Source organism: Raineya sp. (genome assembly GCF_053497555.1).
The window spans coordinates 24,556-50,239 of sequence record NZ_JBRCWE010000097.1 but is presented as its reverse complement, the minus strand read 5'-3'; the positions used below and the strand labels follow the sequence as shown (position 1 = coordinate 50,239).

The window sequence follows — 25,684 nt, the reverse complement described above, 5'->3', positions numbered from 1 at the left end:
GTAAAACTTTTACCTCAAACCCTTGAACATTTAAACTTATTGAACGCCAATAATTACCAAAATTTTTTACTTGAATTATTTGAACCAGCACCTTGAATGTTTGCCATTGTTGATATAGAAACCACAGGTAGTAAGCCCGATTACGACAAAATCATAGAAATAGCTATTTATCTGCACGACGGCGAAAAAATTGTTGATGCTTTCTGCTCGCTTATCAACCCAGAACGCTATATCCCTGATTTTATCACCAAACTCACAGGCATCAGCAATGCTATGGTAGCCGATGCCCCCAAATTTTATGAAGTTGCCAAAAAAATTGTGCAATTTACCGAAGGACAGATTTTCGTAGCCCACAACGTGCAGTTTGATTATTCTTTCCTAAAAAACGAGTTTCGCAGTTTAGGCTACAACTATCAGCGTCAGACACTCTGCACGGTACGCCTGAGCCGAAAGCTCATTCCCAACCTGCCTTCTTATTCACTTGGCAGGCTTTGCGAAAGTTTGGGAATAAAAATCCACGAACGCCACCGAGCCAAAGGCGATGCCGAAGCCACCGCCAAACTACTTACGCGTCTTGTGCAAATCAATCGCTCTCACGTAGAAAGCGACATCATTGAGGCTGAAATCAAATTCCCAACACTTCCGCCCAAAATCACGCAAGAGCAAGTAAGCGACTTACCCGAAGAAACAGGAGTGTATTATTTCCACGACGAAGCAGGTAGCGTTGTTTATGTAGGCAAAAGTCGTAATATACGCAAACGGATTGCTTCCCACTTTCAACTTTTTAGCAAAAACCGCAAACACTCGGCACTCAAAGAAACCATTGCAGATATTAGCTACGAAATTACAGGTAGCGAACTGGTCGCTTTATTATTAGAATCGGCAGAGATAAAAAAATATAAACCTCGCTTCAATAAGGCTCAAAGACGTGATAAATATCTCTATGGCATTTTTGTACACAAAGATAGCGAAGGCTATTTGCATTTATACGCCGATAAAATCAAGAACGAAAAAACACCTATTTATTTTACAGAAAGCAGTGCCATAGCTCGTGCTATCATAGAGAAATATCAGCAAAAACAGAGGCTCTGCCAAAAGCTATGCGATATGTACAGGCACGCAGGAGCTTGCTTTGGGTATCGTGTGGGCGAGTGTGCAGGGGCTTGTATAAGCCAAGAACCATTTGAAGAGTACAACAAACGAGTAGAGCAAGTAATCGCTCAATTAAGCCAATTCAAAAAGCCTAATTTCTGCATTATTGGCAAAGGTCGCACCTATACCGAAAAATCTTTGGTCTGGATAGAAAATGGCTTATACTCAGGTTTTGGCTTTATAGATAAGGAAATTTTGGAAACTATCTCAGATGCCAAGAGCCTCAAATCATTTATCCAAAAACAAACTGATACGCAAGATTCCCAAAAAATTATTCGGCAATACTTGGAAACCTCGCAAGATAAGGTGATTTATTTTTGATAACAAAATCCCACTAATAGCGATACTGTAGCTCATCACAATGATTTTTCTACTTCTTCCACAAAAATTTTATCTTTTACCACCACTACCACAAGCAAATGCAACATTTCTTTACTTTGCAAAACCTTATCTTGCCTGTAATAACTCAAAATTTGATTTTTAGCTTCTTGCAGGGTTTCAGAAAGCAAATATGTTTGTTCTTTTTTCAGATATTTCAACTCAATCACAAACTGATGATGCTTGAAAGGGTTATTGGGTTTTATGAATAACCTCAAATCCAAATATCCCCCTCCGCTCATTTCTCTTTCGCTACGAACATCAAAAATATTTGCCTGCACCAGATATGCCATCATTGCGAGCTTGACATACTTTTCATCAAACTGACGAAAATCACGATTGGAAAGATTTTGGAGCAATCGCTCTATAAGTGAAAAAAACTTTTGGCTATTACCACTCAAAGACATCTCTGAAACTGCCCGCTGGACATCATCTTGCAGGTTTTGTAAATGTGCCTGATTTTGTAAAATTTCGGAATAATATTGCCAATAAAGCTCACTAATCACTTTATTGGGAATTTTGAAGGCTATCATTCCATTGGGATAAATCTTCCCAAAAGTTAAATTTCCCAAATAAAACAAAAAATTAACAAACTCTTTTCTGCCAAATGCTTTTTCAAAGCTAAATTGATATATCTGCTCGCTTTCTACTATTCCAGTTTCTAAAACTTCCTCTAAAACAGAAACATTCGCTTGCCAATTAGCCACCTGAAACATTGCTTTCAGTTTTCCATAATCAGGGGCTATGTTGGGGTCCAGCATTTGGCGTGGATATTGCCCCTGTTGTTTGAAATTATCCAAAAAATACAAAACCATATCCGAATTATAGATATTTTCACGGCTCATTGGATAAAAATTGTATCCGTTATAGTAGCTTTGTAGGTCTTTCAAAACTTGGGATTGTTTCCTTTTATTTTTTAAGACAAGGCTCAATAAGTCTTTTACTTCTTTTTCAGAAAAGCCCATCATTACCTCAAATTCTTTGTGATGGGTGAGATTTTTCACAATATTAAAGCCACTCGTTAGGCTATCTAGCGTAATAGGAGAAACTCCCGTGATAAAAAACCTATCAATTACACCCAATTGAGTACCATTTTTAATAGCCTCGTAAAACTTACGAACATAGCCATTAAGCGAAACACTTTTCTTGAACTCATCAATATTTCTAAGTAAAATTTCATTGGCAAAGTGGTCGTATTCGTCTATGAGTAAAAAAACTTTGGTTTTTCTATCAGGATACAAATTGCAAAAGTTACGTAATATTTTTTCAGGGCTTTTTTGGCTGATAATATCTTGGAAATCATCTTTATCAAACACTTCGTAATAACGCTGAAAAGCCTTGATTTTACTTCTCACTTCGTCTAAAAAACCTTCATAGCTTTTTTGATAGCTTGTAGTATCTACTGCACTAAAATTGAAAAACAAAATCCGATAGCTATTAGCAAAAGCCGTAGGGTTTTTACCAATATAATACTTGGCAAATAGGCTTTCAAATTCATTTTTCCTGTTGAGGTCGTAATAATGCTCTAAAAGCGATAAAAACAAACTCTTGCCAAAACGGCGAGGGCGAAGATATATCACAAACTTTTCCTGACTTTTTTCAAATAATTCCAGATAGGCGGTTTTATCTACATACACATAATTCTGTGTTACTATTTGTGCAAAATTGCTTATTCCGTAAGGGAAAAACACTTTTTCGGACATAGAAGGTTTAATTTGTTGAGTATAAAAGCCTTTCGTAGAAACCTTTTCAACAAATATAGAAATAAGTTATTCAAATTTCAATTTTCTGCCAGATTTGCAAGGCAGAAATTTGCTCCAAGCGTTTGGGATTGGCTTCTGTAAGTAAAACTTGTCCGAAAGGCTTTTGCATAACTTTCTGCAAAAGCTGAAAGGTACGCGTTTCGTCCAATTTGTCTAAAATATCATCAAGCAGTAGAATTGGTGTAATTTGTAATTTTTCTTTCAGAAACTCAAAAACAGCCATTTTAAGGGCAATCACAAAGGTTTTTTGTTCGCCCTGTGAGCCAAATTTCTTGATCGCATTGGTGTTGAGTAGAAAAGAGAAATCGTCTTTGTGTATGCCCAAAGCAGTGCGTTGCAAGACAATATCTTTTTCCAAAGATTTCTGAAATAAAACCTGAAAGTCCTCTTGTAAGCAATCCGTTTCATACAAAATTTCCACTTGGGCATTTTTTTGTGCAATCTCGATATAATTTTTTTCCAAAAGTGGGGCTAAAATGCTTGCAAAATCTCTTCTTTTTTGGGCAATTTTCTCATTCAAAGGCAAGAGTTGTTCGTTATACACCTCCAAAAGTTTGTAAGAGCTTTTCGGAAAAGGGGTTTGTGCAAGCAGGCTATTGCGTTGTTTGAGTAAATAATTGTATTGCGATAGTGCCTGTAAATAGTGTTTATCCGTTTGGCAAAGAATAGTATCGGCAAAGCGTCTGCGTTCTTCGCTACCTTCTCGTATGAGGTCGGTATCGTTGGGGGCAATCATTATCACAGGAAAGCGTCCGATGTATTCTGCAAGCGTGGGAAAAGTGTAATCATCAAGGATAAAACGCTTTCTTTCGGGGGGAGCATAGATAGCCGTGAGTTTGTGCAGAGTTTCGTTTTCTTGCCAAAGAGAATCTATCCGACAAAAATTTTCATTTTGTAAAATGAGCTGTCTATCGCTATGAAAGGCACTTTTGGTAAGGGAAAGAAAATAAATGGCATCTAAAAGGTTGGTTTTTCCAATGCCATTTCTACCCAATACAAGCGTATGCGAAGCCAAAAAGCTAAATTCTCGCTTTTGATAATTTTTGAAATTATGCAATGAAATTTCACGTACTGCAAGATGTTTCATTAGAACTTGTCATGAAATTTTTTATGTAAGTAGGTTTGGAAAATTTGAGATTTTAGGTTTGAAGTTTGAGGTTTATACTTTTGAACTCTTAAACCTTTCAACCTTTGAACCTCAAACCCTTAAACCCTTTGAACCTAAAATAGCTTGCTTTCAAATATTCACTAACAAATTTTAGAGTAAAACCATACTTTCTCGCTTAAAATTGATATACTCGTAATCGCGGTGCAAAGTGATAAGCATCTGATTGGGGGCTATGATTTTAGAACTTACATTGATACCAAATAAAAAAGGCTTACAAATAGCTTGCTTGGGAAAGCGATATTTATGTATTTTTGAGATAGTAGGCGGGCTATAAAATTCGTGCTTTTCTTGGGCATACAAAGGTTTTGAAAATATCCTTGCCGTTTCAATCCAGTAATTTTGGGCTTTTTTAGAAATTCTGAAAGTTTTGGTATTGTTTTCATTTTTGGGTGTAGCGACAAATTCCGCCGAAAATACATCTAACTCAAAAAGATAATCATAACGCAACCAAAGTTCTATCTCAAAATTTTTATTGTATTTTGCCAAACGAAATTTATCGTCAAAATCAAAATAAAAATTTTGATTTTCAAGTTCCTCTTTTGGTTTTTCCAAATGTTCCAAATTGCCGCAATTGGTAGAAAATTTATATTCCCCAATAATTTGCTTTTTCTTACCGATATATATTTTACCCGAGCCTGCACTTTTGAAAGCAGAAGTTCTATCCAAGGCGTACTCAGGAAAATCTATAATCTGAAAAATTTTCTGCTGAAAAAATTGATAATAAGCATAAGGAAGCAAGATGTTTCTACCTTTGGGTGTTTGGATACGCATATCAAAAAAACTTTTTGCGGTACTCCAAAAGATTTTCAGTTTTTTATGCTTTTTAAGCAATCGGGTAAGTTTTTTTCGCAGAGCTTTGCGTATTTCAGTAGTCATAGTATTTTCTCCAAACTTTCTACAAACATTTGGGGAGCTTTTTGCACCCAATCACGCATTTGAGTAGTGGGCTGGTAACTTTCTAAATAGTTCAAAAAAGGCGTAATATTGAAATCTTTGCTTACAATACCCGCACCTGCTTTTTGGGCGTCAAGAGCGTTACAACTTTGCTCAAATTGCCCTTCTACGGGCATCATCATTACAGGTTTGCCTAAATACATCGCCTCACAAACCGACTCAAAGCCTGCCGTAGTTACCAAACCTCGGCAAGTTCTCATTTTTTCCAAAAATTTAGTATCACTGATTTGATGAAAAGTCAGGTTTTCGCTGAAATGTTCAACCTCAGGAGCGTTTTTTCTATCCCAAAAGCATTCCAATTTTACATCAGGGTTTTGCTTGTGCCAAGCAATAATATCATCTCCATAGCCATCATTATTCACATAGCACAAAATAAAATCTTGCGTTTCAGGCGAAAGCGAAAGCACTTCTTTACGAAGCAGTGGCGGTACAATTTTGATATTTTTGTAATCGGAAAGGTAGGGGGCAAAAGAAAGAGCTAATTTGAGTTTGGCTTTGTGTGCTGTAAGATTGGTGTTGAGGTTGAGTAAAAATTTTTCTACCTTGTGTCCTTGGGGGTATTCAAATTGGGGGTGTTGCAAAAAAAACTGATGCCCTACCACCACCATAGGAGCAGGAGTTTTGTGAAACAAATTATAGAAACCTGCCAAAAGGTCGTAGAAATTGATAATTACATCAGGCTGGTATTGCTCGTAATAAGCCGAAAGTTCTCGCATACTTGCAAAAAAAGTGCGAGTTTTGAGCAAATTGTAAGAAATAGTTTTCCCTATCAGTATGCTACGATTATTGCTATCTTTGACAAAATTAGGGCTTTCAAAATAATGCAAAGGGGCTTGCATTTTGGCAATAAAAAAATCTGGAATTTTCCTGTAACTTTTACCAACCAATACAGCCACAACCTTATGCCCTGCATTGTGCAAAATATCTTGCAAAGCAAGAGCCTGCGTAAGATGCCCTCTGCCCTCGCCTTGTACAACAAATAAAAATTTTGCCATTTTTTACAAGTTATCTATGTACTTTGTTATTTTTTCGGCAAGTACCTGACTAATTTTCAAGTAAGACTCTTTTGTCCAACCTGCCACATGAGGTGTAAGAATGACATTGGACATAGAAGCTAATTTCTGAAAAGTAGCTTCTTGCTTAGGAGAAAGCGTGTCTAATTTTTCATTTTCCAAGACGTCCAGCCCTGCTCCCAAGATTTTGCCTTGCTCCAAACCATTAGCAATCGCCTCCAAATCTGCTACTTCCCCCCTTGCCGAGTTGAGTAACCAAAAAGGCTTTGAACAACTTTCTATAAAATCCTGATTAAACATTTTTCTGCTTTGCTCATTAAGCGAAACGTGCAAAGAAATCACATCAGCCTCTTGCTGAATGTGAGCAAGATTTGTCATTTGAGCGTAGTTATCCGCTTTTCCAGGGTTTCGGTCATAAGAAAGAATTTTCACCCCCAAACCGCTCAGCCTTTTGGCAAAAGCCTTTCCCGTATGCCCGTAGCCGATAATTCCTATGGTTTTACCTTGCAACTCTACCCCCCTATTGGCTTCTCTACGCCAAATTTTTTGCTTTACTTGTTCGTTGGCGATATGAATTTTATTCATCAGTGTAAGGAGCATTGCAAGACAATGCTCCGCAACAGCATCACAATTGGCTTCGGGAGCATTGATAAGATGAATTTTTTGTTTTTCTGCGAAATCTACATCAATATTATCCAGCCCCGAGCCTGCCCTTACAATGAGTTTGAGTTGCGGGTTTTTGCTTAAAATAGCTTGGTTCAGGTGTATTTTGCTACGAATAATAATTGCCTCAAAATCTTGCAAACGTTCTGTAATTTCTTGGGGCGAAATAGTAGGTTCGTAACTATACGGAATGTTTTTTTGCTCAAAAACATCAATCAGAAAAGGGTGCAAATCATCAACAATGAGGAATTTCATCGGATTTTGAAGCACTCGTCCAAAAGTTTGTTTTCACCTGCTTTTCCTACGGCACTTGGGCTATCGTAATAGCTTTGGGCTTTTTCTGCCATACACTTACAAAGCTCTGATACATCGGCACCTGCGGCTTTCATCACCTCGTCTTTCTTGTATTTTTCAGTGCAGTTTTCAATAAATTTAGCCGTATCTTTATCGTTCCAGTCCCCTTTTTGGCTTTTTTCTTCTTTACTGCCACCGCAAGCGGTAAGTAAAATCAATGAAAATGTAAGTATTTTTTTCATACCTTCTTTTTTTGCAAAACTAACAATTTGCCTTGTTTCTGTAAAAAAATACCCAAAAATTTTGTTTTTCCTTGTAAAAAATTTAGTTTGCAGTGAAAACAACCTAAAAACTAAAAAAGTATGGATTTTGAAAATTCATTTCTTGTTTTCCTCGTTGCGGGGATTATCGGTTTCTTTATTTTTTTGTACTTTGTACCTGTAAATTTATGGGTTACGGCATTATTTTCAGGCGTACCGATTGGGCTTTTGCGTCTGATATTTATGCGTATTCGCCGTGTGCCACCTCGTGCCATTGTAGAATCCTTAATTACTGCTCACAAAGCAGGTATTCAGGTAACCGCTGATGATTTGGAAACCCACTATTTGGCAGGTGGAAATGTGCAAAATGTAATTCGTGCCCTGATTTCAGCCGATAAAGCAGGTTTAGACCTTTCTTTCCGACAAGCTACAGCTATTGATTTGGCAGGTAGAGATGTATTTGATGCCGTACAAGTTTCTGTAAATCCTCGTGTTATCAATACGCCTAATGTTACGGCAGTTTCCAAAGACGGTATCCAGCTAATTGTAAAAGCTCGTATCACGGTAAGAGCCAATCTCCAACAACTTGTTGGTGGTGCAGGGGAAGATACCATTTTGGCTCGTGTAGGCGAAGGTATTGTTACTTCTATTGGTTCTGCTGATAACCATCAAACTGTGCTTGAAAATCCTGATGCTATTTCCAAAGTAGTGCTTGCCCGTGGGCTGGACGCTGGTACTGCCTTCAAAATTCTTTCCATTGATATTGCTGATATTGATGTAGGAGAAAATATCGGTGCAAAACTGCAAATTGATAAAGCCGCCGCCGACTTGAAAATCGCTGAAGCCAAAGCCGAAGAACGCCGTGCTATGGCGGTTGCCTTTGAGCAAGAAATGAAAGCCAAAGCCCAAGAAGCACGTGCCAAAGTAATTGAAGCCGAAGCCGAAATTCCCAAAGCTATCGCCGAATCGTTCAAATCGGGCAATTTGGGCATTATGGACTATTACCGAATGAAAAACATCATTGCTGATACCAAAATGAGAGATTCTATCGCAGGCAACCCCGATACGGTTTCAGATAAGGATTAGAAAGCGTCAAAATTCCTTAATTATAACCATAAGCGACCATATTGCTTTTAGCGATATGGTCGCTTTCATTATCAAAATCCTACTCCAACATCTGGTCTAAGCGAGGCGTAGGGGTTTGTGGCGGAATAGTTTGCGTATATTGAATTTCTTGGGCTTTTTCCAATGCTTTTTCTTGCTTTTCTACACGAGCTACAATAAAAATACTTGCCTCATATAGCACATACAAAGGCAAAGCCACTATCAACTGCGAAAAAATATCGCCTGTGGGCGTAATAACTGCCGCAAGTATCAGAACTCCCACAATGCTATGGCGGCGATAGCTACGCATAAACGAAGCCGTTAGTAAACCTACTTTTCCCAAAAAATATGCCACCATAGGTAGCTGAAACATCAAAGCACTAATCAGCGTAAGCCAAGTAACAATAGAAACGTAACTATGCAAATCAAATTCAAGATTAGGATTTATACGAGAAGAAATTTTATAGGTAGCCAAAAAATTCACCGATATAGGCGTGAGTATAAAATACCCAAATAAAACTCCTATGGCAAAAAGCAAAGCAATATAAAAAACCACTCCTTTGGTTGCTTTTAGCTCTTTTTCGTATAAAGCGGGCTTCACAAAACGCCAAATTTCCCAAACAATATACGGAAATCCCAAAACCAAACCTATCACAATTGCCGAAGTGATGTGTGTCATAAATTGTCCTGTAATAGCAAAATTTACAAAATTGAGATTAGCCCCTACGCACAGCCCCTCCGAGCCAAGCCAGCGTCCCAATTCGCACATCTTGCGGTAAGTCCAGAAATCGGCTTTGGCAGGACCAAATAGCACCTCCTCAAAAATAAATTCAGTAAATCCGAAAGCTACAATCATCAGTACCACCACTACAATTACAGAGCGAATAAGATGTTTGCGTAGCTCTTCTAAGTGTTCCAAGAAAGTCATTTCCTTTTTTTCTGCCATTGAGCAAAAATTTTTGGCAAAATTACAGATTTTTCAAAGAAAACCGCTATTTTTGTGAAAAGTCTTTTTTGCTCTATGAAAAAAATTATTTTTTCGCTAATGTTATGTGTAGCTTTGGGAAATGCTTTTGCCCAAAAAAATAAAAAAGAAAGCGAAATCAACTTTTCAGACTCCATTGAACGATACTTGCCTACTTATCAGTACCAAAAGCCCATTTTCAAAGGCAAGCACGAAGTTTATGAAGTAGTTAGAAATATTGAAAATACCAATTTGCCCGATTCAGCACTAAATTTCAACTATGCCATTACTGCTAATTTGAATAAAATTTTAGACTATAAACCCGAAGAGGTTACGGTAAAATTAGAAAAGCCCGGTTTCCGTGTGCAAGTATATGCAGGCAAAGACCGCGACGAGGCTCAACGTATTCGGGGTATGTGCCTGAATATGAAATTTGACGACCAAGCCTACTTGCATTACGACCGCCCCAATTATCGTGTAAAAGTCGGTGATTTTCTCACACGCGAAGATGCCCGTGAGCTATACCGACAGCTCAAAAAACGTTTCCCCGAAGCTATCATCGTTCCTGATATAGTAACCGTCATTAAAAAAGCTACCCCTGATGAACTGATTATGCTTCGCAGAAAAGAGGCTGAAGATAAACTGAAAAAGGGGCAAAAATAGGTAATTTTTAGGTATAGTTTGCAGTAAAGAAACAGGAAAAAAGAGGCAGGAAAAAAGATTATGGAAATATGAAATAAATCTTTTAGAATATATCCCAAACCCTCAAAATAGCCCATTTCAACTCAATGTTCCAACGCTTTCTTCGCAAGTACGTAATAGGCAAGAAGTGGTTTATTCGTTTGGATAATTGGCTTTCCGATTGGCACATAGGTAGGTCTATCCGAGTTCCTTTTTATACCTTTGGAAAAATTTTACTCAAAAACTTGCTCAACAACGATTTGCATATTCGGGCAAGTTCGGTGGCATTTAGCCTTACGCTTTCATTGTTTCCTTTTTTACTTTTCTTGCTCACGCTCATTCCCTACACCCCGCTAAATTATGGGCAGGTAATGAATTTTGTTCGTTACAATATTCCCAAAGAGATTTTTCAGTTTGTAGAAGCTACTATCAGTGATATTCTTTCCAACAAACGTACCGATTTGCTTTCTGTAAGTTTCCTTTTTACGCTTTATACCGCTACCAATGGAATGTCGGCTCTTATTCAAGCCTTTAACAAAACCTTTTTGTATGCTGAAAAACGCAGTTTTTGGCGGCAAAGACTCATTGCTTTATACCTGACAGGCATTATTTCTTTCACCTTTCTTTTTGCTGTGGTTATTCTGATAGGCAGTCGTTTTGCCTTAAAAACCCTTTTGAAATGGGGCTTTCTGAACGATACTTTTTTATGGTGGCTTTTAGTGATTTCTAAATATATCATAGCTTTTTCTGTTTTTTTCTTTGTCATTTCACTGATTTACTACATTGCTCCCGCCAGCCACAATAGATGGCGTTTTGTTTCCATAGGTTCTATTTTCACTTCTATCAGTGCTATACTTACCACCAATCTTTTTTCATTTTATTTAGAAAATTTTGCCAGCTACAACAAACTCTATGGCTCTATCGGAACGCTCATTGCCCTTATGCTCTGGATTTATTTGCTCTCATTTTTACTCATTTTAGGCTTTGAACTAAATGCCAGTTGGTTGGAAGCCAAAAAAACTACTTACGATTTTCAGAAAATTGAGTAAGAAAACAAGAAAAATTGCTTTTTGGAAAAATCAATTGGCTTCGCTATTTTTGCAGGTCTAAAAATTTTCAAATGCACACCAAAAGAATAATTCCCTGTTTGGATATCAAAGACGGCAGAACCGTAAAAGGAGTAAATTTTGTCAATCTCGTTGATGCGGGCACCCCCGTAGAACTTGCCGAAAAGTATGCCCAAGCAGGAGCTGATGAACTTGTGTTTTTGGACATCAATGCAACGCTTGAAAACAGAGGTACGCTTATCAGTTTGGTAAAAGAAATTGCCTCTGTACTCAATATTCCTTTTACCGTAGGCGGAGGTATTGGCAATAAATCTGACGTGTATGCTCTCTTACAGGCAGGTGCAGATAAAATTTCTATCAATTCTGCGGCAGTTCGCAATCCCGAACTCATCAATGAACTTGCCCAAGAGTTTGGCTCACAATGTGTGGTAGTAGCCATTGATACCAAAAACATAGAAGGCACGCACTACGTTCATACACACGGAGGTAAAAAGATGACCTCTCTGCAAACTATGCTTTGGGCAAAAGAAGTGTATCAGCGAGGGGCAGGCGAAATATTGCTGACTTCAATGGATGCCGATGGTACAAAAAAAGGTTTTGATGTACCCATTACCGCCCAAATTGCTGAAAGTGTACCTATTCCTGTGATTGCTTCGGGCGGGGCAGGAAAGCAAGAAGATTTTTTGCAAGTTTTTCGGCAAGGCAAAGCCGATGCGGCACTGGCGGCAAGTGTGTTTCATTTTGGCGAAATCTTGATAAGCTCGCTTAAAAACTTTTTAAGTCAAAATAACGTTTCTGTGAGGAAGTAATAATGGGTTAAAGGTTCAAAAGTTCAAAGTTCAAAGTTCAAAGTTCAAAGTTCAAAAGTTCAAAGTTCAAAAGTTCAAAGTTCAAAAGTTCAAAGTTCAAAAGGTTCAAAGTTCAAAAGTTCAAAGTTCAAAAGTTCAAAAGTTCAAAAGTTCAAAGTTCAAAAGTTCAAAGTTCAAAGTTCAAAAGTTCAAAGTTCAAAAGTTCAACCTCAAACTTCAAACCCTTGAACCTCAAACCTTGAACCTCAAACCTTCACAAAACTCAAAACTCCAAAATATATGGAAAAAGTACAAGCTATTTTAGAAAACGAGAATTATGTAGTTACCATTCAAAATGGCAAACACACCCTTATTTCTGATGAACCCGAAAGCATAGGTGGCAAAGATAAGGGAATGAATCCCCACGAATTGCTTTGTGCGAGTCTGGCTTCTTGTACGCTGGCTACACTGCGTATGTACGCAGAACGCAAAAATTGGCAATTGGGTACTATTCTCATTGAAGTAAATATCAAAGAAATCAACGAAAATGGCACAAAAAAAGCTCATTTTCTTCGCCATATTCGTTTTGAAAAATCGTTGAGCAATGAGCAAAGAGAACGGCTCAAACACATTGCCGATGCCTGTCCTGTTTCAAAAATTCTCAAATCGGGCGAAAATATCATAGAAACCCATATCGCCTAACTCTTTTAGAACCAAGTTTTATCATAAACTATGAAAAAGCTACCCAAATTTTTGATGATTACCTTCGTGGTACTTGCTATTTTGCTTGCCTCATTTGCTTTTTATGCTTATCAAGCCCTTTATAGTGGAAATTTGAATATTCAATCGGGCGAAAACAAACAAAATAAAATTTTGTATATTCCCAAAGGCACTGACTTTCAAGGTCTTATTCAAATTCTAAAACGTGAGCAACTCATCAACAATGTAGTTTCTTTTGCTTTCATTGCCAAACTAATGAACTATCAGCAACACGTAAAAGCAGGTGCTTATCTCATTGAACCCAACGAAAGCAATGTTTCTGTAATTCGTAAATTGCGTAGCGGTCAGCAAATATCCATAAGGCTTACTTTCAACAACTTACGCACCAAAGAAGATTTGGCAGAGCGTATCAGCGAGCAGTTGCCTATCCCCAAAGATACACTGCTGGCTCTTTTACAAAGTGAAGCCGTTGCCCAAAAATACGGACTAAATACTTATACCATTGGCACTATTTTCATTCCCAACACTTACGAAGTCTATTGGACAACCACCGCCCAAGAACTCTTGGACAGAATGTACAAGGAATATCAAAAATTTTGGAACACAGAACGCAAGCAAAAAGCCCAAAATCTTGGTCTTTCGCCTACACAAGTGATGATTTTAGCTTCTATTGTACAAGCTGAAACAACCAAAAACGATGAAAAACCACGCATAGCAGGCGTATATCTGAATCGTTTGGCAAAAAACGATTTACTTCAAGCAGACCCTACCGTAATTTTTGCTCATCAAGATTTTACTATCAAACGCCTCTTAAATAGCCATTTAAGCATTGATTCGCCTTACAATACCTACAAATACACGGGGCTGCCGCCGGGAGCTATCAATTTCCCCGATATTAGCTCTATTGAGGCTGTTCTCAATGCCGAAAAGCACGATTACTATTATTTTTGTGCCAGAGAAGACTTTTCGGGTTATCACAATTTTGCTCAAACCCTTGCCGAACATAACCGAAATGCTCGTCTTTACCAAAAGGCTCTTAGCGAAAAAGGTATCAAATAAATCGGAAAGTGAGTTTGCATATTTTTTGTGTTTCGGGGCTTACTTTGGCATATTCACTGCTTCGTAAACCCGCTACATAGATAATTTCTTTGCCGCTTTCTACTACAAAGATTCGCTTTTTCAAGTTTTTAGGAATTTTACAATCTACTAAAAAATCACTGATTTTCTTTTTACCTTTCATTCCCAAAGGCTGAAACCTATCCCCCATACGCCATACACGCACACACAAAGGAAATTCTAACTTCTCAGCATCAAAATAAGCCTCGTTTGGCTCATTCTTTGCAATAAAGTTGGAATTTTCAAAAGTTTTACTTTGTAATTCAAAGTATTTTGTTTTCAAAATATTATTTTCTATCAATTCAAACGAACTATTTTCGTCTTGATAAAAACTTATCGGTACAATTATCCAAGCCTTTCTATCTCTTACAAGCCAATGGGTTTGAGAAAAAAATTCTGCTCCTACCTGCTTGCTTTCGTAAATATCTTGGCACTGCCGAAACGAAAACCCCCATTTTTCCAAAAAATGATGTAAAATCACCACATCAATCTCATCTGAAAAACATATTTGGCAAATTTCCCCTTGCTCCTGAATGTATTTTTGTTGAATTTCTTGCAGTTTATTTTGCCAAATTTTTTCGGTAGAAAGCAGTCTTTGAGCGGTTTCGGAAAAGTTTTGCAAAATATTCGGGTTGATTTGCTCTAAAAGTGGTAAAATGTTGTGCCGAATAAAATTTCGTGTATAATCGCAAGACGCATTAGAGCTATCTTCCAACCACTGCCAACCTTGTTTTTGAGCATACTGCATAATTTCTGCCTTGCTTGCAAAAAGCAAAGGACGAACAATAAAACCATTTTTTGGCAGTATGCCTCGCAAACCTGCAATGCCCGTACCTTTGGAAAAATTGAAAATAGCCGTTTCCAAGCTATCGTTGAGGTGGTGTGCCGTAGCAATATACTTGTAATGCTCTTGCTGACGAATTTGCTCAAAAAAATCGTAACGAAGTCTGCGAGCCGCCATTTGAATAGAAATGCCTTCTGTTTGGGCAAAACGTGCCGTTTCAAACTTTTGGAAATAAAAAGGGACTTGCAGTTTTTCAGCTAAATTTCTGACAAGTTCAGCCTCTTTATCGGCTTCGACTCGTAGAGCAAAATGACAATGTACTACTCCTATCTCATAACCCAAAAGATGTAACAAATGAAGCAAAGCCACCGAATCCACGCCGCCGCTCACTGCCACAAGAATTTTATCTTGCTTTACAAACAAATTTTCCCGGATAATATACGCCTGCAAGTCTTTGAGCAAATTCATTGGCAAAGTGAAATTTTTTCGTAAATTTGCATAGAAAATTTGTTTGCAACAAAAATTTAATTTGCACGTTATTTGCATACTTTGCAAAAACGTTTTTCATTTAATTCTTGCCAAAATGTTTCTTATGCGTAAATTCTTAATAGCTCTACCTGTTGCCATTCTGACAGCTTGGGCGGTACAATGGGGTATTCAAAAATACAAGCAAGCAGAAGATATGCCCTCGGCTGATTTGTTTGTTCTTTCCAAAGAAAATAAAGTTTTTGTTAGTTTAGATACTTTTCAGCTCAAACCTACTGCTCATTACGAAAGAAAAGCTACTACTATTGTAGCCCTGATTGTCAATAGACATTACAAACGAATGAACCTTGACGACAAGGTTTCAGAAATGATTTGGGATAATTTCATCAAAGATTTAGACGAAAATCGTTTGTATTTGCTCCAAAGCGATATTGATGAGTTCAGTAAGTTCAAATATACGCTTGATGACGAGTTGCGTCAGGAAAAAAACAATCTGAATACGGCTTACTTCATTTACAATCGTTATATGAAGCGAGTTTTGGAGCGTTTGGAGCGTAACAAAGCTCTGCTGAAAGAAAAATTTGATTTCAGCCAAGACGAATATTTTGAAACTGACCGCAAAAAACTGCCTTTTCCCAAAAATATGCAGGAAGCCGATAATGAATGGCGAAAACTGCTCAAAAATAGTATTTTAGAAGGAAAACTTTCAGGCGAAAAAGTAGAAGAAAGTATAAGCAAACTAGAAAAACGCTATGAAAATTTCAAGAAAAACTTGCTAAAAACCACCGTAGAAGACGTTTTCCAGACGTATATGAACGCTCTTGCTATGGCTTATGACCCTCATACCAATTATTTTTCGCCGCTCAATGCCGATAATTTCAACAATTCAATGAAACGCTCTCTGGAAGGAATTGGAGCAGTACTATCCAGCGAAAATGATTATATTGTTATCAGAGAAGTAAGACCGGGCGGTCCTGCTTTCAAGAGTAAAAAGATTTTCAAAAATGATAGAATTATTGCCGTAGCCCAAGGTGATGATGGCGAAATGGTAGATATTGTAGGCTGGCGAGTAGATGAAGCTGTTCAGCTTATTCGTGGCAAAAAAGGTACCGTAGTAAGATTAAAAATTTTGCCTGCTCGCGATGGTGCCGCCGCCAAACCTATTGAAGTGCGTATGATACGCGAAAAAATCACTTTTGAGGAACAATCTGCCACCAAGCAAATCATTGAAATTGAAGAGGGTAAAAAGAAACGCCGTATCGGCATTATTAGTATTCCTGCTTTTTATATCAATTTTGATGAATATCGCGAAGGTAAAAAAGATTACAAAAGCACCACCAACGATGTCAAGAAACTTTTAGAGGAACTAAAAGCCGAAAAAGTAGAAGGTATCATTGTAGATTTACGCTACAACGGCGGTGGCTCGCTCAAAGAAGCTATTGATTTGACCAGTTTGTTTATCAAAGGTGGTGCAGTAGTGCAAATTAAAGATGCCAACGGCAGAATAAGCGTTGGCGATACAGATGATTTTACGCAAGTGTATGCGGGTCCTTTGGTGGTAATGACCAATCGCTTCAGTGCTTCGGCTTCCGAAATTTTTTCAGGGGCTATTCAAGACTATAAAAGAGGTGTAATTGTTGGGGAAAGCACCTATGGCAAAGGTACGGTGCAAAATGTTGTAGATTTAGCTCGCTTTTTGCCTAATGAAAGCAACCCGAACCCCAATAGCACTGGAATAGGACAGCTCAATCTCACCGTTTCCAAATATTATCGGGCTTCGGGTAGCAGTGTACAAAATAAAGGCGTAACGCCTGATATTCTTTTACCCAGTCCTTTTGAAGCCAACGAGCTTAGCGAAGCCTCTTATCCTACGTCTTTGCCTTGGGACGAAATCAGTCCTGCAAGTTCTTTCAAACCTACCAATGAAGTAAAAAGTAAAACTTTGGTTGCTTTGCAAAACAATTTCCAAAAACGTCTAAAAACAGATGAAGACTTGAAAAAACTCATTGCAAGTACCGAAAAGGCACGCCAAAGACGCAAAGAAACCCTAATTTCTCTCAATGAAGCCAAACGCAAAGCCGAAAAAGAAAAACTTGAAAAAGAACGCAAAGAACTTGAAGAGCAAACCAGCAATTTAGAAGACGAAGAAAACAAACCCGAAGAGAAAAAAGATAGCGAAAATAACGAAGAAAATACCGAAAGCAAGCCCAAAATTAAACCTGTGGAGCAGTACAAAAATATCAAAGATTTGTACAAGAAAAATGCTATTCAAGTGCTTTTAGATTTAATCAAGCTCAATTCATAAACCTAAAAAGTACAATTTTATGAAACGTTTATTCATCTTTCTGCTCGCTTTTGTAGTTTTGACAAACTTCAACGAAAGTTTTGCTCAAAAGAAAAAGAAAAAAAATCAAGAAACCTCTGAAAATACTGCTCCGCAAGCGGTGGGTAAAGTTCTTTTACGCTACAATTTGCCCAAAGGAACTTCCTATACCCAATCCCTTGATATGGATATGAACATAGAAGCTATGGGTATGCAAATACCTCAAAAACAAAGTTTAACTATGAAAGTGCTTGTTACTGATATAGCCTCCAATGGCAACCAAACTCACGAGGCTACTTATGAAAAAATTTATATGAAGCAATCCTCACCAATGGGCGATATGGAGTTTGATTCTGATAATCCTGCCAAGCAACCCGCTGAACTTGGAAATTTGAAAGATATAAAAGGTTCTAAATTTAAGATGATAATTAGCCCAAGGGGTAAAATCATTGAAGTACAAATGGATAAAAATCTGCCTGATGCAAGTTCGCAACAAAACATAGAATACCCCGAAAATCCAATAGGCATAGGCGACTCTTGGACAGGAGAAACTTCTAATAAAAATGAACAAGTGGGTGAAATCAAAACCAAAACCACCTACAAACTCATTTCCATTAACAACGAAATTGCAGAATTAGAAGTAAAAGGAAAAATTTACATTGATAACAAAGAGCAAGGCGAAACCAATGGAACTATAAAAGTAAATATCAAGACAGGTCTTGCCACAGAAAGTAATGTTAAGCAAGTAATGAATATGCAAATGCAAGGTATGGAAATGAAATTGGATAATACTATCAAAGCCACAACCAAAATGTAAGGATATGCAAGATATTGAAGCCAAAGAACTCAACGAAAGGCTCTTAAAAGGAGAGAATTTACAAATTTTAGATGTACGCGAAACTTGGGAATACGAAGAAGAAAACCTCAATGGTAAGCTCATTCCTTTGGGCGAATTGCCCCAACGCCTTGCAGAAATTGAAGATTGGAAAGAAAAAGAAATCATTGTGCATTGTCGTTCGGGTGCCAGAAGCGAAAATGCTAAAAGATTTTTGCAAAGCAAAGGTTTTCAGAATGTCAGAAACTTAATTGGTGGCATTAGCCTTTATTTGGAGCAATACGGATAAATCATTTACAATGAATTTTGCTTTACTCAATGGCGTTTTTGCTGAAAATTTCGCCTCCAATCGTGCTTTTGAGTACGGCGATGGCATTTTTGAAACCCTTATAGTAAGGAAAAGCAAAATTTTCTTTTGGGAAAAACATTACCAAAGGCTTTGTGAAGCAATGCAGGCTCTTTCGCTGGAAAAGCCTGCTTTTTTCACAATGGATTTTCTGGAAAAATCCATTTGGCAAGTAGCCAAAAAAAATGGTTTTACAGACACTTTTCGTATCAAAATCAATATCTGGAGGGATAGTGCAGGCTGGTATGCCCCCGAAAAAAACGAAATATCGTGGCTAGTGCGTGCTTTTCCTCATACGCCCAAGCCTCTCATCAAATCCAAAGCTATTTTTTTTGACCAAGTTCCTCTCGTAAATTCCTCTATTTCGCCCTATAAAACTTGTAGTGCCTTACCTTACGTACTAGCAGGCATAGAAAAAAACAGACAAAAAGCCGATGAAGTTATTTTGCTGGATTGCCACGGAAATATTGCCGATGCTTTGGTTTCCAATATTTTCTGGCTTACAGATGAGCGTGTTTATACTCCCGCCCTCTTTTGTGGCGGCAAAAAAGGAATTATGCGAAGTGTGATTTTAGATTTTTGCGATGAAAATGGCATAGAGGCTAAGGAAAGTTTTTTTTGCAAAGAAGAAATGTTAATGGCAACAACTATCTTTACAAGTAATGTAGCAGGTATTGAAGCCATTGAGCAAATTGAAAACCAACACTACAAAACCAATCACGAGTTTCTACAAGCTATCAGAAAGTTGATAGAAGCCTGATTTTTGAGTATTGAGTATTGAGTACAGAGTATTGAGTATATGTAGCCTATAAGTATTTCCACAATTTGCAGTAGAGAAACTGGAAACAGGTTTTTAGATAATTGATTTCTGACACAAAGAGTGTGAGCAGTAAAGTCCTTAAACGCTTGAACTCTAAACTTCAAGGTTTTTCCTTGCTATCAGGGTTTTCTTTGTTTTTGGTAACCTCAACTTTTTTGAAAATATTGCTAATCATACTACCGATAGCCTCACTCATTTTAGAAAAGTCTTGTTGCGAAAATTGCTGATAAGCCATTCTAATCGGGTTATCTCCTACCATTAGCAAGGCTGTAAGATTGCGTAAAGCCTCATTTTGTTCCATTTGCAAAAGAATGTGCAAGGCTTCATAACTTGAAAGCCCAAACTCCGTTTTGAGTTGCTCTAATTTGCGGTGTTGTTCGGTGGTAAGCATAAGAAACTAATTTTCCAAATATAAGCAAAAAATCACCAAAAAACAAAATAATTTAGGCATATCCCACGATTTTATAGACTGCAAAGCCCACGATTTCGTGCAAAAGTACATACCAATAGTAAAGCGATTTTTCATTAGGTACCAGCCAAGCCGCAGGTAGCCAACTGCGGTTTTGGCTATAAAAATCTACCGAGAACACTTCCACCTGAACGCCTGCCTTTTCAAAACAACCTTTGGCTCGCCGTAAATGAAAAGCCGAAGTTATTAGCAAATATTTTTGATTAGGAAACTGCTTTTGTAAAATTTTGGCGGAAAAAAGGGCATTTTCACGAGTATTCAGCGATTTTTCTTCCAAAATAATATCACTTTCAGGTACACCCGCCAGCAATAAGATTTTCTTAATTTCTTTACCCTCTTGAATATCTTTTTCAAAAAAATGTCCGCCTGAAATCAAAATTTTCTTGATTTTACCCATTTTGTAGAGCATAAGCGTATGCGTGAGGCGGTCGCCCCCTTTGTTCAAATAAAGCCTATCAGCAGGCTGTTTCTGTGCGTTTGAAATGCCCGTAAGTAAAATGCCTACCTCATAATTTCCCACTTTTTCCCAAGGCGTAGCAGGTACTTCCCAAGCCAAAAGAGCCTCGTTGATAAAAAAAGGGTTGGTAAAAAATAAAAGCAAGCCCACTCCCCAATAAAAAAACTTTTGTTTGCGTTTAGAACTTTTTGCAAAAATACTTATCGCAAAGCAAATCAGTACCCAAGTGAGTGGCATTAGGAAATAAAATAGCGTTTTGGAAAGAATGTAAAACATATCTTTTCTGTTTGAAAGCAGAAAGGTACGCAAACAATTTTACTTTTTGGCAGTTTTAGATGAAAAAAAGAAAAAGCTATGTTAGCACAATTATTTTATGTAAGCAAACGGTCGCCGAAGTGTAGCGACGCGGATATTGAAAAGATTTTACAAGTCAGTGTAGAAAACAACGCCAAAAAGAACATTACTGGCGTTCTGTTGTATTCCAAAGAAAAGTTTTTACAATGTATTGAAGGCGAATTGAGCCACTTATTAGCCCTTTACGACAAAATCAAGTTAGATTCGCGTCATTCAGAGGCTATTATGCTGGGTTTAGTGCCTGTAAAAGAGCGAAATTTTCCAAGTTGGCAAATGGCAGGCAAATCCGTAGATTTGAACAAGGTAGATTTCAAATCGCAAATGAGTGCCGCCGAAAGCGAAGAATTTGAAAGCATACTTTCAGGCAAAGCAAGCTCGGCAGAAAGAGTAAGTAAAATTATTCAGCTTTTTTTCAAATAAGCAAAAAACCTTCCCAAGCGGAAGGTTTTCTTTTCAGAGTGGTTCAACTAAAAACAGAGGTTGGTCGTATTCCACAGGGCTGGCATTTTCTACCAAAACTTTTACAATACGCCCTGCTACTTCCGATTCAATTTCATTGAAAAGTTTCATTGCCTCTACAATACAGACTACTTGTCCGGGCTTAATTTCATCACCGACATTCACGAAATTAGGAGCATCGGGTTTGGGAGCCCTGTAAAACGTTCCAATCATAGGCGATTTGATAGTCAGGTAGTTGCCTGATGAGGTAGGTTTGCTTTCGGTGCTTGCAGGTTGCGTTTCTGTTTGCGGAGCTACCACAGCAGGCGTAGTAGCCACCGCCGTAGGCACTACAACAGGTGTTGAAGCCGTAGGCAGTTCCATTTTAGCTACGCCGCTATGCCTTTTTACACTAATTTTGAACTCATCGGTTTCAATATGTACTTCATCAAGCGGCGATTGAGCGATAAAATCTATCAAATCACGGATTTCTTTGGCTTTCATTGCGAAAAAATTTTGGTGAAAATACTCTTTTGCAAAGTGCCTCAAATATGCAAGGTTTTCTTGTAAAAACAAAACAAGGTTTCTAAATTTTTCTGCAATTATTCAGAACTGATTGCATATTGAAGTTTGAATGCCTACTTTACCTTTTCTGGCTTTACAAGTTTTCGGCGTTATTTTTATAGGATTGAGCTTGCTCTATGGTTTTCTGCAATTCTGTGCTATCCATTTTGGCAAGCATCTGATACACCATTCCGATACGCTGGTTTTTAGCAAGTTTTTCTCGGTGCCGATAATGAAACTCCCAATACAGGCTATTCAAGGGACAGGCTTTTTCGCCGTGTCTTTTTTTCTTGTCGTAGTAGCAATTTTCGCAGTAGTTGCTCATTTTATCCATATAATTTGCCGAAGCCACATAAGGTTTGCTTGCTACCAAGCCGCCATCGGCATATTGGCTCATACCTCTGGTGTTGGTGATTTCAACCCATTCAATAGCGTCTCGGTAAATTCCCAAGTACCATTTATCCACTTCGTCAGGCGAAACGCCCAAAAGCAAAGCTATATTCCCCGTAACCATAAGTCTTTGGATATGATGAGCAAATGCCTCTTGCAAAGATTGCGTAATAGCGTATCGGGCACAATTCATACGGGTTTTGCCCGTCCAGTACCAAGAAGGCAAAGGAGCGGAATGTTCAAAATAGTTATTTTGAGCATATTCGGGCATTTTAGCCCAATACACACCACGCATATACTCACGCCAGCCCAAAATTTGTCGGACAAAACCCTCAATTTGAGCTATAGAAATTTTGTGGGAATTACTTTGCCAAGCCTCCATCGCTTTCTGTAAAACTTCCAAAGGATGTAAAATTTTTACATTCAAAACAAAAGAAAGTTGCGAATGAAACAAATGCGGCTCTTGCGTATGCATAGCGTCTTCATAAGTACCAAAATGTGGAAGCAGATTGCTTACAAAGTGTTCCAAAAGTTTCAAGGCTTGCTGGCGTGAAATAGGCGTGTTCAAAATATTGCCAGCGGGCAAAAAACCAATTGTCTGAACATTCTCCTTTTGTAGCAGTTCAATCAAATCGCTTACATCATTTTGGAAATACGGCTCTTGGGGCAGTGGAACTTGGTAGTTATACTTCTTGCGATTTTCAGCGTCATAGTTCCAGCGTCCTGTAAGAGGCTCATCACCTTCCATAAGGATATTGTACTTTTTTCGCATTTTGCGATAAAAACTTTCCAAAAGATAATTTTTTGCCCCAAAATGCTTGGCTACTTCTTCCCTTTGGCTCAAAAAATGCTCCGTATCAAAGGCTTGGCTCGGAATAGAAATTCTCTGGCAAAATTCTATCAGTTGCTTATCCAAACGATACTCATCGGGCAGTTGGTATTCAAACTGCTGAATTTGAAATTTTTGAAAGAGAAATTCTAAATTTTTGCATAAATCTTGCCTATTTTCAGGATTATCTAATGCAAAATAAAAAACCTTATGACCTGCATTTTGCAGTTCTTGGGCAAAATTTCGCATAGCGGCGAAAAAAGCAAGAATTTTTTGAACGTGATGCACCACGTAGTCAGTTTCTTGGCGAATTTCCATCAGCACGTAGAGTCTTTTATCATTTTTTTCTTTGAGCCAAGAATGATTGCTATTGAGCTGGTCGCCAAGAATAAGCCGAAGTGTCTGAAACATATTCGTAGCCCTAAGCTATTGGTGAATTTTCAAAAATTGATAAATTTTTCAATCTGATTATCAATGAGTTGTAAATAAAAATTATTGATTATTTGCTCATTTTGCATATTTTTTTCAATCTGAATAAGTTTCACCTTATAGCCCAAGACGTGTGCATTGAGGTAAGAAAAAATATCGTTGAGATGACTAAGAGCCAAAGCCCCTCCTTGTACCCCTGCCGAAAGCCCCACAAGAGCAATTTTTTTATCCATAAAAGCATTGGGATAAGGCATTCCGTCTATAAAAGCCTTCAAAACACCGGGAAACGAGCCATTATACTCGGGAACGATAAAAATGAGCTTTTCGGAAGCCAAAACCTTTTCACGCAAAGCATTAAAAACTGGATTTTTGCCTTCGTTTTCATAGAGAGCCGAAACAATAAAATCGGGAGGTAAATCTTTCAAATTGATGATTTCGGCTTGGGCTTGCTTACTTTGTAAAACTTTTTGGTAATACTCGGCAATGATTTCAGAAGTAGAATCGCTTCGGTTGGTGCTCACAACAATGGTTATCATAAAAGTCTGATTTGACTGCTTATTTTTTTCAATTCAAAAACCCAAAAAGGCAGATAAAGTTTGCTTTTGCACAAATTTTTCCAAAAAAATTTGGATTAAAGTAATTTTTCCTTGTATTTTGAAGGGTTAAACACTGAAAAAACTACAAAAAATATGCAGGAAACAACTACTTCTAAAAACGCACACCCACCAGGGCTGTTCTTGCTTTTTTTTACTGAAATGTGGGAACGTTTCAGTTATTATGGTATGCGAGGTATTCTTACGCTTTATCTTTCCAAAACTGCAATGCAAGGCGGTTTGGGATTTGCCAAAGATGACGCCTCTATTATTTATGGCTGGTTCACAGGGCTTGTGTATCTGACACCCATTATTGGAGGTTACATTGCCGATAGGTACATAGGACAAAGAAAAGCCATTCTCATAGGTGGTGTTACGATGATGTTTGGGCAATTTAGTTTGGCTTCTACACCTCAATTAGGGGTTTGGGCTACTTGGCTGGGGCTTGCACTGCTTATTATTGGAAATGGCTTTTTCAAACCTAACATTTCAACCATTGTAGGGGCATTGTATCCACAAGGCGACCCCCGCCGCGATAGTGCTTTTACCATTTTTTATATGGGTATCAATTTAGGAGCATTTTTTGCACCTTTGGTATGTGGCTATTTAGCAGAGGATTTATTTGCAGTAAAAAAAGTAGTTGATGGCAAAGAAGTTATTGAACGCTATGCTTTTGAGTATGGATTTTTGGCGGCGGGTATAGGAATGCTACTAGGACAGATTGTATTCAATACGCTGGCACCTCGCTTGCTCGGAAGCATTGGGAAAGGCATAAAAATTCAAAGTAAAGAGGAGCAAGAGCTACATAATCAGCCGCTTACTGAGGAAGAACGCGATAGAATGGCAGTTATTCTGACACTTACTATCTTTACTGTGTTCTTTTGGGCAGGTTTTGAGCAGGCAGGCAGTTCGCTAACCCTTTACACCGATAGCTACATCAATCGCCAAATTGGAGATTTTATCATACCTACTTCTTGGTTTCAGTCTGTCAATCCGCTTTTTATTGTCTTTTTGGGTCCGCTTTTTTCTATACTTTGGTTGAGTTTAGCCAAAAAAGGCAAAGATTTGAGCATACCTGTAAAAATGAGCTTGGGAATGGTACTATTGGGTATCGGCTTTTTCTTTATGGTTGGGGCAGTAATGGAGCGTGGCGGCAATAGTACAGATGTCAATATCAAAGCAAGTTTGATGTGGTTGGTGCTTACTTATCTGTTTCATACCATTGGCGAGCTATGTCTTTCGCCTATTGGGCTTTCAATGGTTACGCGTCTTGCTCCTGTAAAACTTGCTTCAATGCTAATGGGCGTTTGGTTTTTAGCTCCATTTTTGGCACAAATTGTGGGCGGTTATATTGCCAGCTATGTAGAAAGATTAGGAGCTTTAGAAATATTTGCGGCTATTGGAGGCTTTGCCATACTTGCAGGACTTGTACTTTTTGCTATCTCTCGCAAGCTCGTAAAAATGATGCACGGCAGAGGCTAA

Annotated in this window: 26 protein-coding genes; 13 read left to right on the top strand and 13 right to left on the bottom strand. The window is 38.0% G+C overall.

The genetic code is table 11. The features are described 5' to 3' along the window. Nucleotides 1-96 precede the first annotated feature (96 nt). Nucleotides 97-1,473: an exonuclease domain-containing protein gene (locus ACWITO_RS12695; RefSeq protein ID WP_448530372.1), complete on the top strand. Its 1,377-nt coding sequence runs from the start codon at nucleotides 97-99 to the stop codon at nucleotides 1,471-1,473. Nucleotides 1,474-1,508: 35 nt separating this feature from the next. Here the strand turns inward: ACWITO_RS12695 and ACWITO_RS12690 are convergent, their stop codons facing one another. The 6 genes from ACWITO_RS12690 to ACWITO_RS12665 all read right to left on the bottom strand — a co-directional run bounded on the left by ACWITO_RS12690 (nucleotide 1,509) and on the right by ACWITO_RS12665 (nucleotide 7,627). Beyond that, nucleotides 1,509-3,233, bottom strand: coding sequence for an AAA family ATPase (locus tag ACWITO_RS12690; protein WP_448530371.1), 1,725 nt, complete (start codon nucleotides 3,231-3,233; stop codon nucleotides 1,509-1,511). Nucleotides 3,234-3,303: 70 nt separating this feature from the next. Further along, nucleotides 3,304-4,380, bottom strand: a complete 1,077-nt coding sequence (gene recF, locus ACWITO_RS12685; protein WP_448530370.1) for a DNA replication/repair protein RecF — start codon at nucleotides 4,378-4,380, stop codon at nucleotides 3,304-3,306. Nucleotides 4,381-4,551: 171 nt separating this feature from the next. Continuing rightward, nucleotides 4,552-5,337 (bottom strand): hypothetical protein, encoded by a 786-nt coding sequence (locus ACWITO_RS12680; protein WP_448530369.1) that lies wholly within the window; start codon nucleotides 5,335-5,337, stop codon nucleotides 4,552-4,554. Then, nucleotides 5,334-6,410, bottom strand: a complete 1,077-nt coding sequence (locus ACWITO_RS12675) for a glycosyltransferase family protein (RefSeq protein ID WP_448530368.1) — start codon at nucleotides 6,408-6,410, stop codon at nucleotides 5,334-5,336. The genes ACWITO_RS12680 and ACWITO_RS12675 overlap by 4 nt, the downstream gene beginning before the upstream one ends. A gap of 3 nt (nucleotides 6,411-6,413) precedes the next feature. Beyond that, a complete protein-coding gene (locus tag ACWITO_RS12670; protein WP_448530367.1) occupies nucleotides 6,414-7,346 on the bottom strand; it encodes an NAD(P)-dependent oxidoreductase in 933 nt (310 codons plus the stop codon). Further along, a complete protein-coding gene (locus ACWITO_RS12665) occupies nucleotides 7,343-7,627 on the bottom strand; it encodes a hypothetical protein (protein ID WP_448530366.1) in 285 nt (94 codons plus the stop codon). Before ACWITO_RS12665 ends, ACWITO_RS12670 begins: the two co-directional genes overlap by 4 nt. A gap of 120 nt (nucleotides 7,628-7,747) precedes the next feature. Here ACWITO_RS12665 and floA point away from each other — a divergent pair, with 120 nt between their 5' ends. After that, entirely contained in the window at nucleotides 7,748-8,731 is a 984-nt protein-coding gene (floA, locus tag ACWITO_RS12660) for a flotillin-like protein FloA (RefSeq protein ID WP_448530365.1), read from the top strand. Between the two features lie 79 nt (nucleotides 8,732-8,810). Here floA and tatC read toward each other — a convergent pair whose 3' ends face one another. Beyond that, nucleotides 8,811-9,695, bottom strand: a complete 885-nt coding sequence (tatC, locus tag ACWITO_RS12655; protein ID WP_448530364.1) for a twin-arginine translocase subunit TatC — start codon at nucleotides 9,693-9,695, stop codon at nucleotides 8,811-8,813. Nucleotides 9,696-9,770: 75 nt separating this feature from the next. Here tatC and ACWITO_RS12650 point away from each other — a divergent pair, with 75 nt between their 5' ends. The 5 genes from ACWITO_RS12650 (at nucleotide 9,771) to mltG (ending at nucleotide 14,028) form a co-directional block, all read left to right on the top strand. Beyond that, nucleotides 9,771-10,376, top strand: a complete 606-nt coding sequence (locus ACWITO_RS12650; RefSeq protein ID WP_448530363.1) for an SPOR domain-containing protein — start codon at nucleotides 9,771-9,773, stop codon at nucleotides 10,374-10,376. 125 nt (nucleotides 10,377-10,501) lie between these two features. Continuing rightward, entirely contained in the window at nucleotides 10,502-11,443 is a 942-nt protein-coding gene (locus tag ACWITO_RS12645; RefSeq protein ID WP_448530362.1) for a YihY/virulence factor BrkB family protein, read from the top strand. A 71-nt stretch (nucleotides 11,444-11,514) separates the two neighbouring features. Next, entirely contained in the window at nucleotides 11,515-12,270 is a 756-nt protein-coding gene (hisF, locus tag ACWITO_RS12640) for an imidazole glycerol phosphate synthase subunit HisF (protein ID WP_448530361.1), read from the top strand. Nucleotides 12,271-12,549: 279 nt separating this feature from the next. Further along, nucleotides 12,550-12,951, top strand: coding sequence for an OsmC family protein (locus ACWITO_RS12635; RefSeq protein WP_448530360.1), 402 nt, complete (start codon nucleotides 12,550-12,552; stop codon nucleotides 12,949-12,951). A 30-nt stretch (nucleotides 12,952-12,981) separates the two neighbouring features. After that, nucleotides 12,982-14,028 (top strand): endolytic transglycosylase MltG, encoded by a 1,047-nt coding sequence (mltG, locus tag ACWITO_RS12630; RefSeq protein ID WP_448530359.1) that lies wholly within the window; start codon nucleotides 12,982-12,984, stop codon nucleotides 14,026-14,028. Here mltG and tilS read toward each other — a convergent pair. Then, complete coding sequence (tilS, locus tag ACWITO_RS12625; RefSeq protein WP_448530358.1) at nucleotides 14,021-15,337, bottom strand: tRNA lysidine(34) synthetase TilS; 1,317 nt, start codon at nucleotides 15,335-15,337, stop codon at nucleotides 14,021-14,023. The two genes, mltG and tilS, sit on opposite strands and share 8 nt — an antisense overlap. Nucleotides 15,338-15,461: 124 nt before the next feature. On the opposite strand from tilS, the gene ACWITO_RS12620 reads away from it, so the two are divergent. The 4 genes from ACWITO_RS12620 to ACWITO_RS12605 are packed head-to-tail and all read left to right on the top strand — an operon-like array spanning nucleotide 15,462 to nucleotide 19,619. Next, a complete protein-coding gene (locus tag ACWITO_RS12620) occupies nucleotides 15,462-17,660 on the top strand; it encodes a carboxy terminal-processing peptidase (protein ID WP_448530357.1) in 2,199 nt (732 codons plus the stop codon). 19 nt (nucleotides 17,661-17,679) lie between these two features. Further along, nucleotides 17,680-18,495 (top strand): DUF6263 family protein, encoded by an 816-nt coding sequence (locus ACWITO_RS12615; RefSeq protein WP_448530356.1) that lies wholly within the window; start codon nucleotides 17,680-17,682, stop codon nucleotides 18,493-18,495. A gap of 4 nt (nucleotides 18,496-18,499) precedes the next feature. Beyond that, nucleotides 18,500-18,802, top strand: a complete 303-nt coding sequence (locus tag ACWITO_RS12610) for a rhodanese-like domain-containing protein (RefSeq protein ID WP_448530355.1) — start codon at nucleotides 18,500-18,502, stop codon at nucleotides 18,800-18,802. Between the two features lie 10 nt (nucleotides 18,803-18,812). After that, nucleotides 18,813-19,619 (top strand): aminotransferase class IV, encoded by an 807-nt coding sequence (locus ACWITO_RS12605; protein ID WP_448530354.1) that lies wholly within the window; start codon nucleotides 18,813-18,815, stop codon nucleotides 19,617-19,619. Between the two features lie 160 nt (nucleotides 19,620-19,779). Here ACWITO_RS12605 and ACWITO_RS12600 read toward each other — a convergent pair whose 3' ends face one another. Together ACWITO_RS12600 and ACWITO_RS12595 are read right to left on the bottom strand one after the other, a co-directional pair. Further along, nucleotides 19,780-20,070 (bottom strand): hypothetical protein, encoded by a 291-nt coding sequence (locus tag ACWITO_RS12600; RefSeq protein WP_448530353.1) that lies wholly within the window; start codon nucleotides 20,068-20,070, stop codon nucleotides 19,780-19,782. Nucleotides 20,071-20,122: 52 nt separating this feature from the next. Continuing rightward, entirely contained in the window at nucleotides 20,123-20,881 is a 759-nt protein-coding gene (locus ACWITO_RS12595; RefSeq protein ID WP_448530352.1) for a YdcF family protein, read from the bottom strand. Between the two features lie 78 nt (nucleotides 20,882-20,959). Here ACWITO_RS12595 and ACWITO_RS12590 point away from each other — a divergent pair, with 78 nt between their 5' ends. Beyond that, complete coding sequence (locus ACWITO_RS12590) at nucleotides 20,960-21,379, top strand: BLUF domain-containing protein (RefSeq protein WP_448530351.1); 420 nt, start codon at nucleotides 20,960-20,962, stop codon at nucleotides 21,377-21,379. A 33-nt stretch (nucleotides 21,380-21,412) separates the two neighbouring features. On the opposite strand, the gene accB is transcribed toward ACWITO_RS12590, so the two are convergent. From accB to ACWITO_RS12575, 3 genes are all read right to left on the bottom strand, one after another. Continuing rightward, nucleotides 21,413-21,901, bottom strand: a complete 489-nt coding sequence (gene accB, locus ACWITO_RS12585; protein WP_448530350.1) for an acetyl-CoA carboxylase biotin carboxyl carrier protein — start codon at nucleotides 21,899-21,901, stop codon at nucleotides 21,413-21,415. 154 nt (nucleotides 21,902-22,055) lie between these two features. After that, nucleotides 22,056-23,591 carry a cryptochrome/photolyase family protein gene (locus ACWITO_RS12580; protein ID WP_448530349.1) on the bottom strand — a complete coding sequence of 512 codons (1,536 nt, stop codon included), beginning with the start codon at nucleotides 23,589-23,591 and terminating at the stop codon, nucleotides 22,056-22,058. 29 nt (nucleotides 23,592-23,620) lie between these two features. Further along, nucleotides 23,621-24,145, bottom strand: a complete 525-nt coding sequence (locus ACWITO_RS12575) for an NADPH-dependent FMN reductase (protein ID WP_448530348.1) — start codon at nucleotides 24,143-24,145, stop codon at nucleotides 23,621-23,623. 153 nt (nucleotides 24,146-24,298) lie between these two features. On the opposite strand from ACWITO_RS12575, the gene ACWITO_RS12570 reads away from it, so the two are divergent. Beyond that, nucleotides 24,299-25,684: a peptide MFS transporter gene (locus ACWITO_RS12570; RefSeq protein WP_448530347.1), complete on the top strand. Its 1,386-nt coding sequence runs from the start codon at nucleotides 24,299-24,301 to the stop codon at nucleotides 25,682-25,684.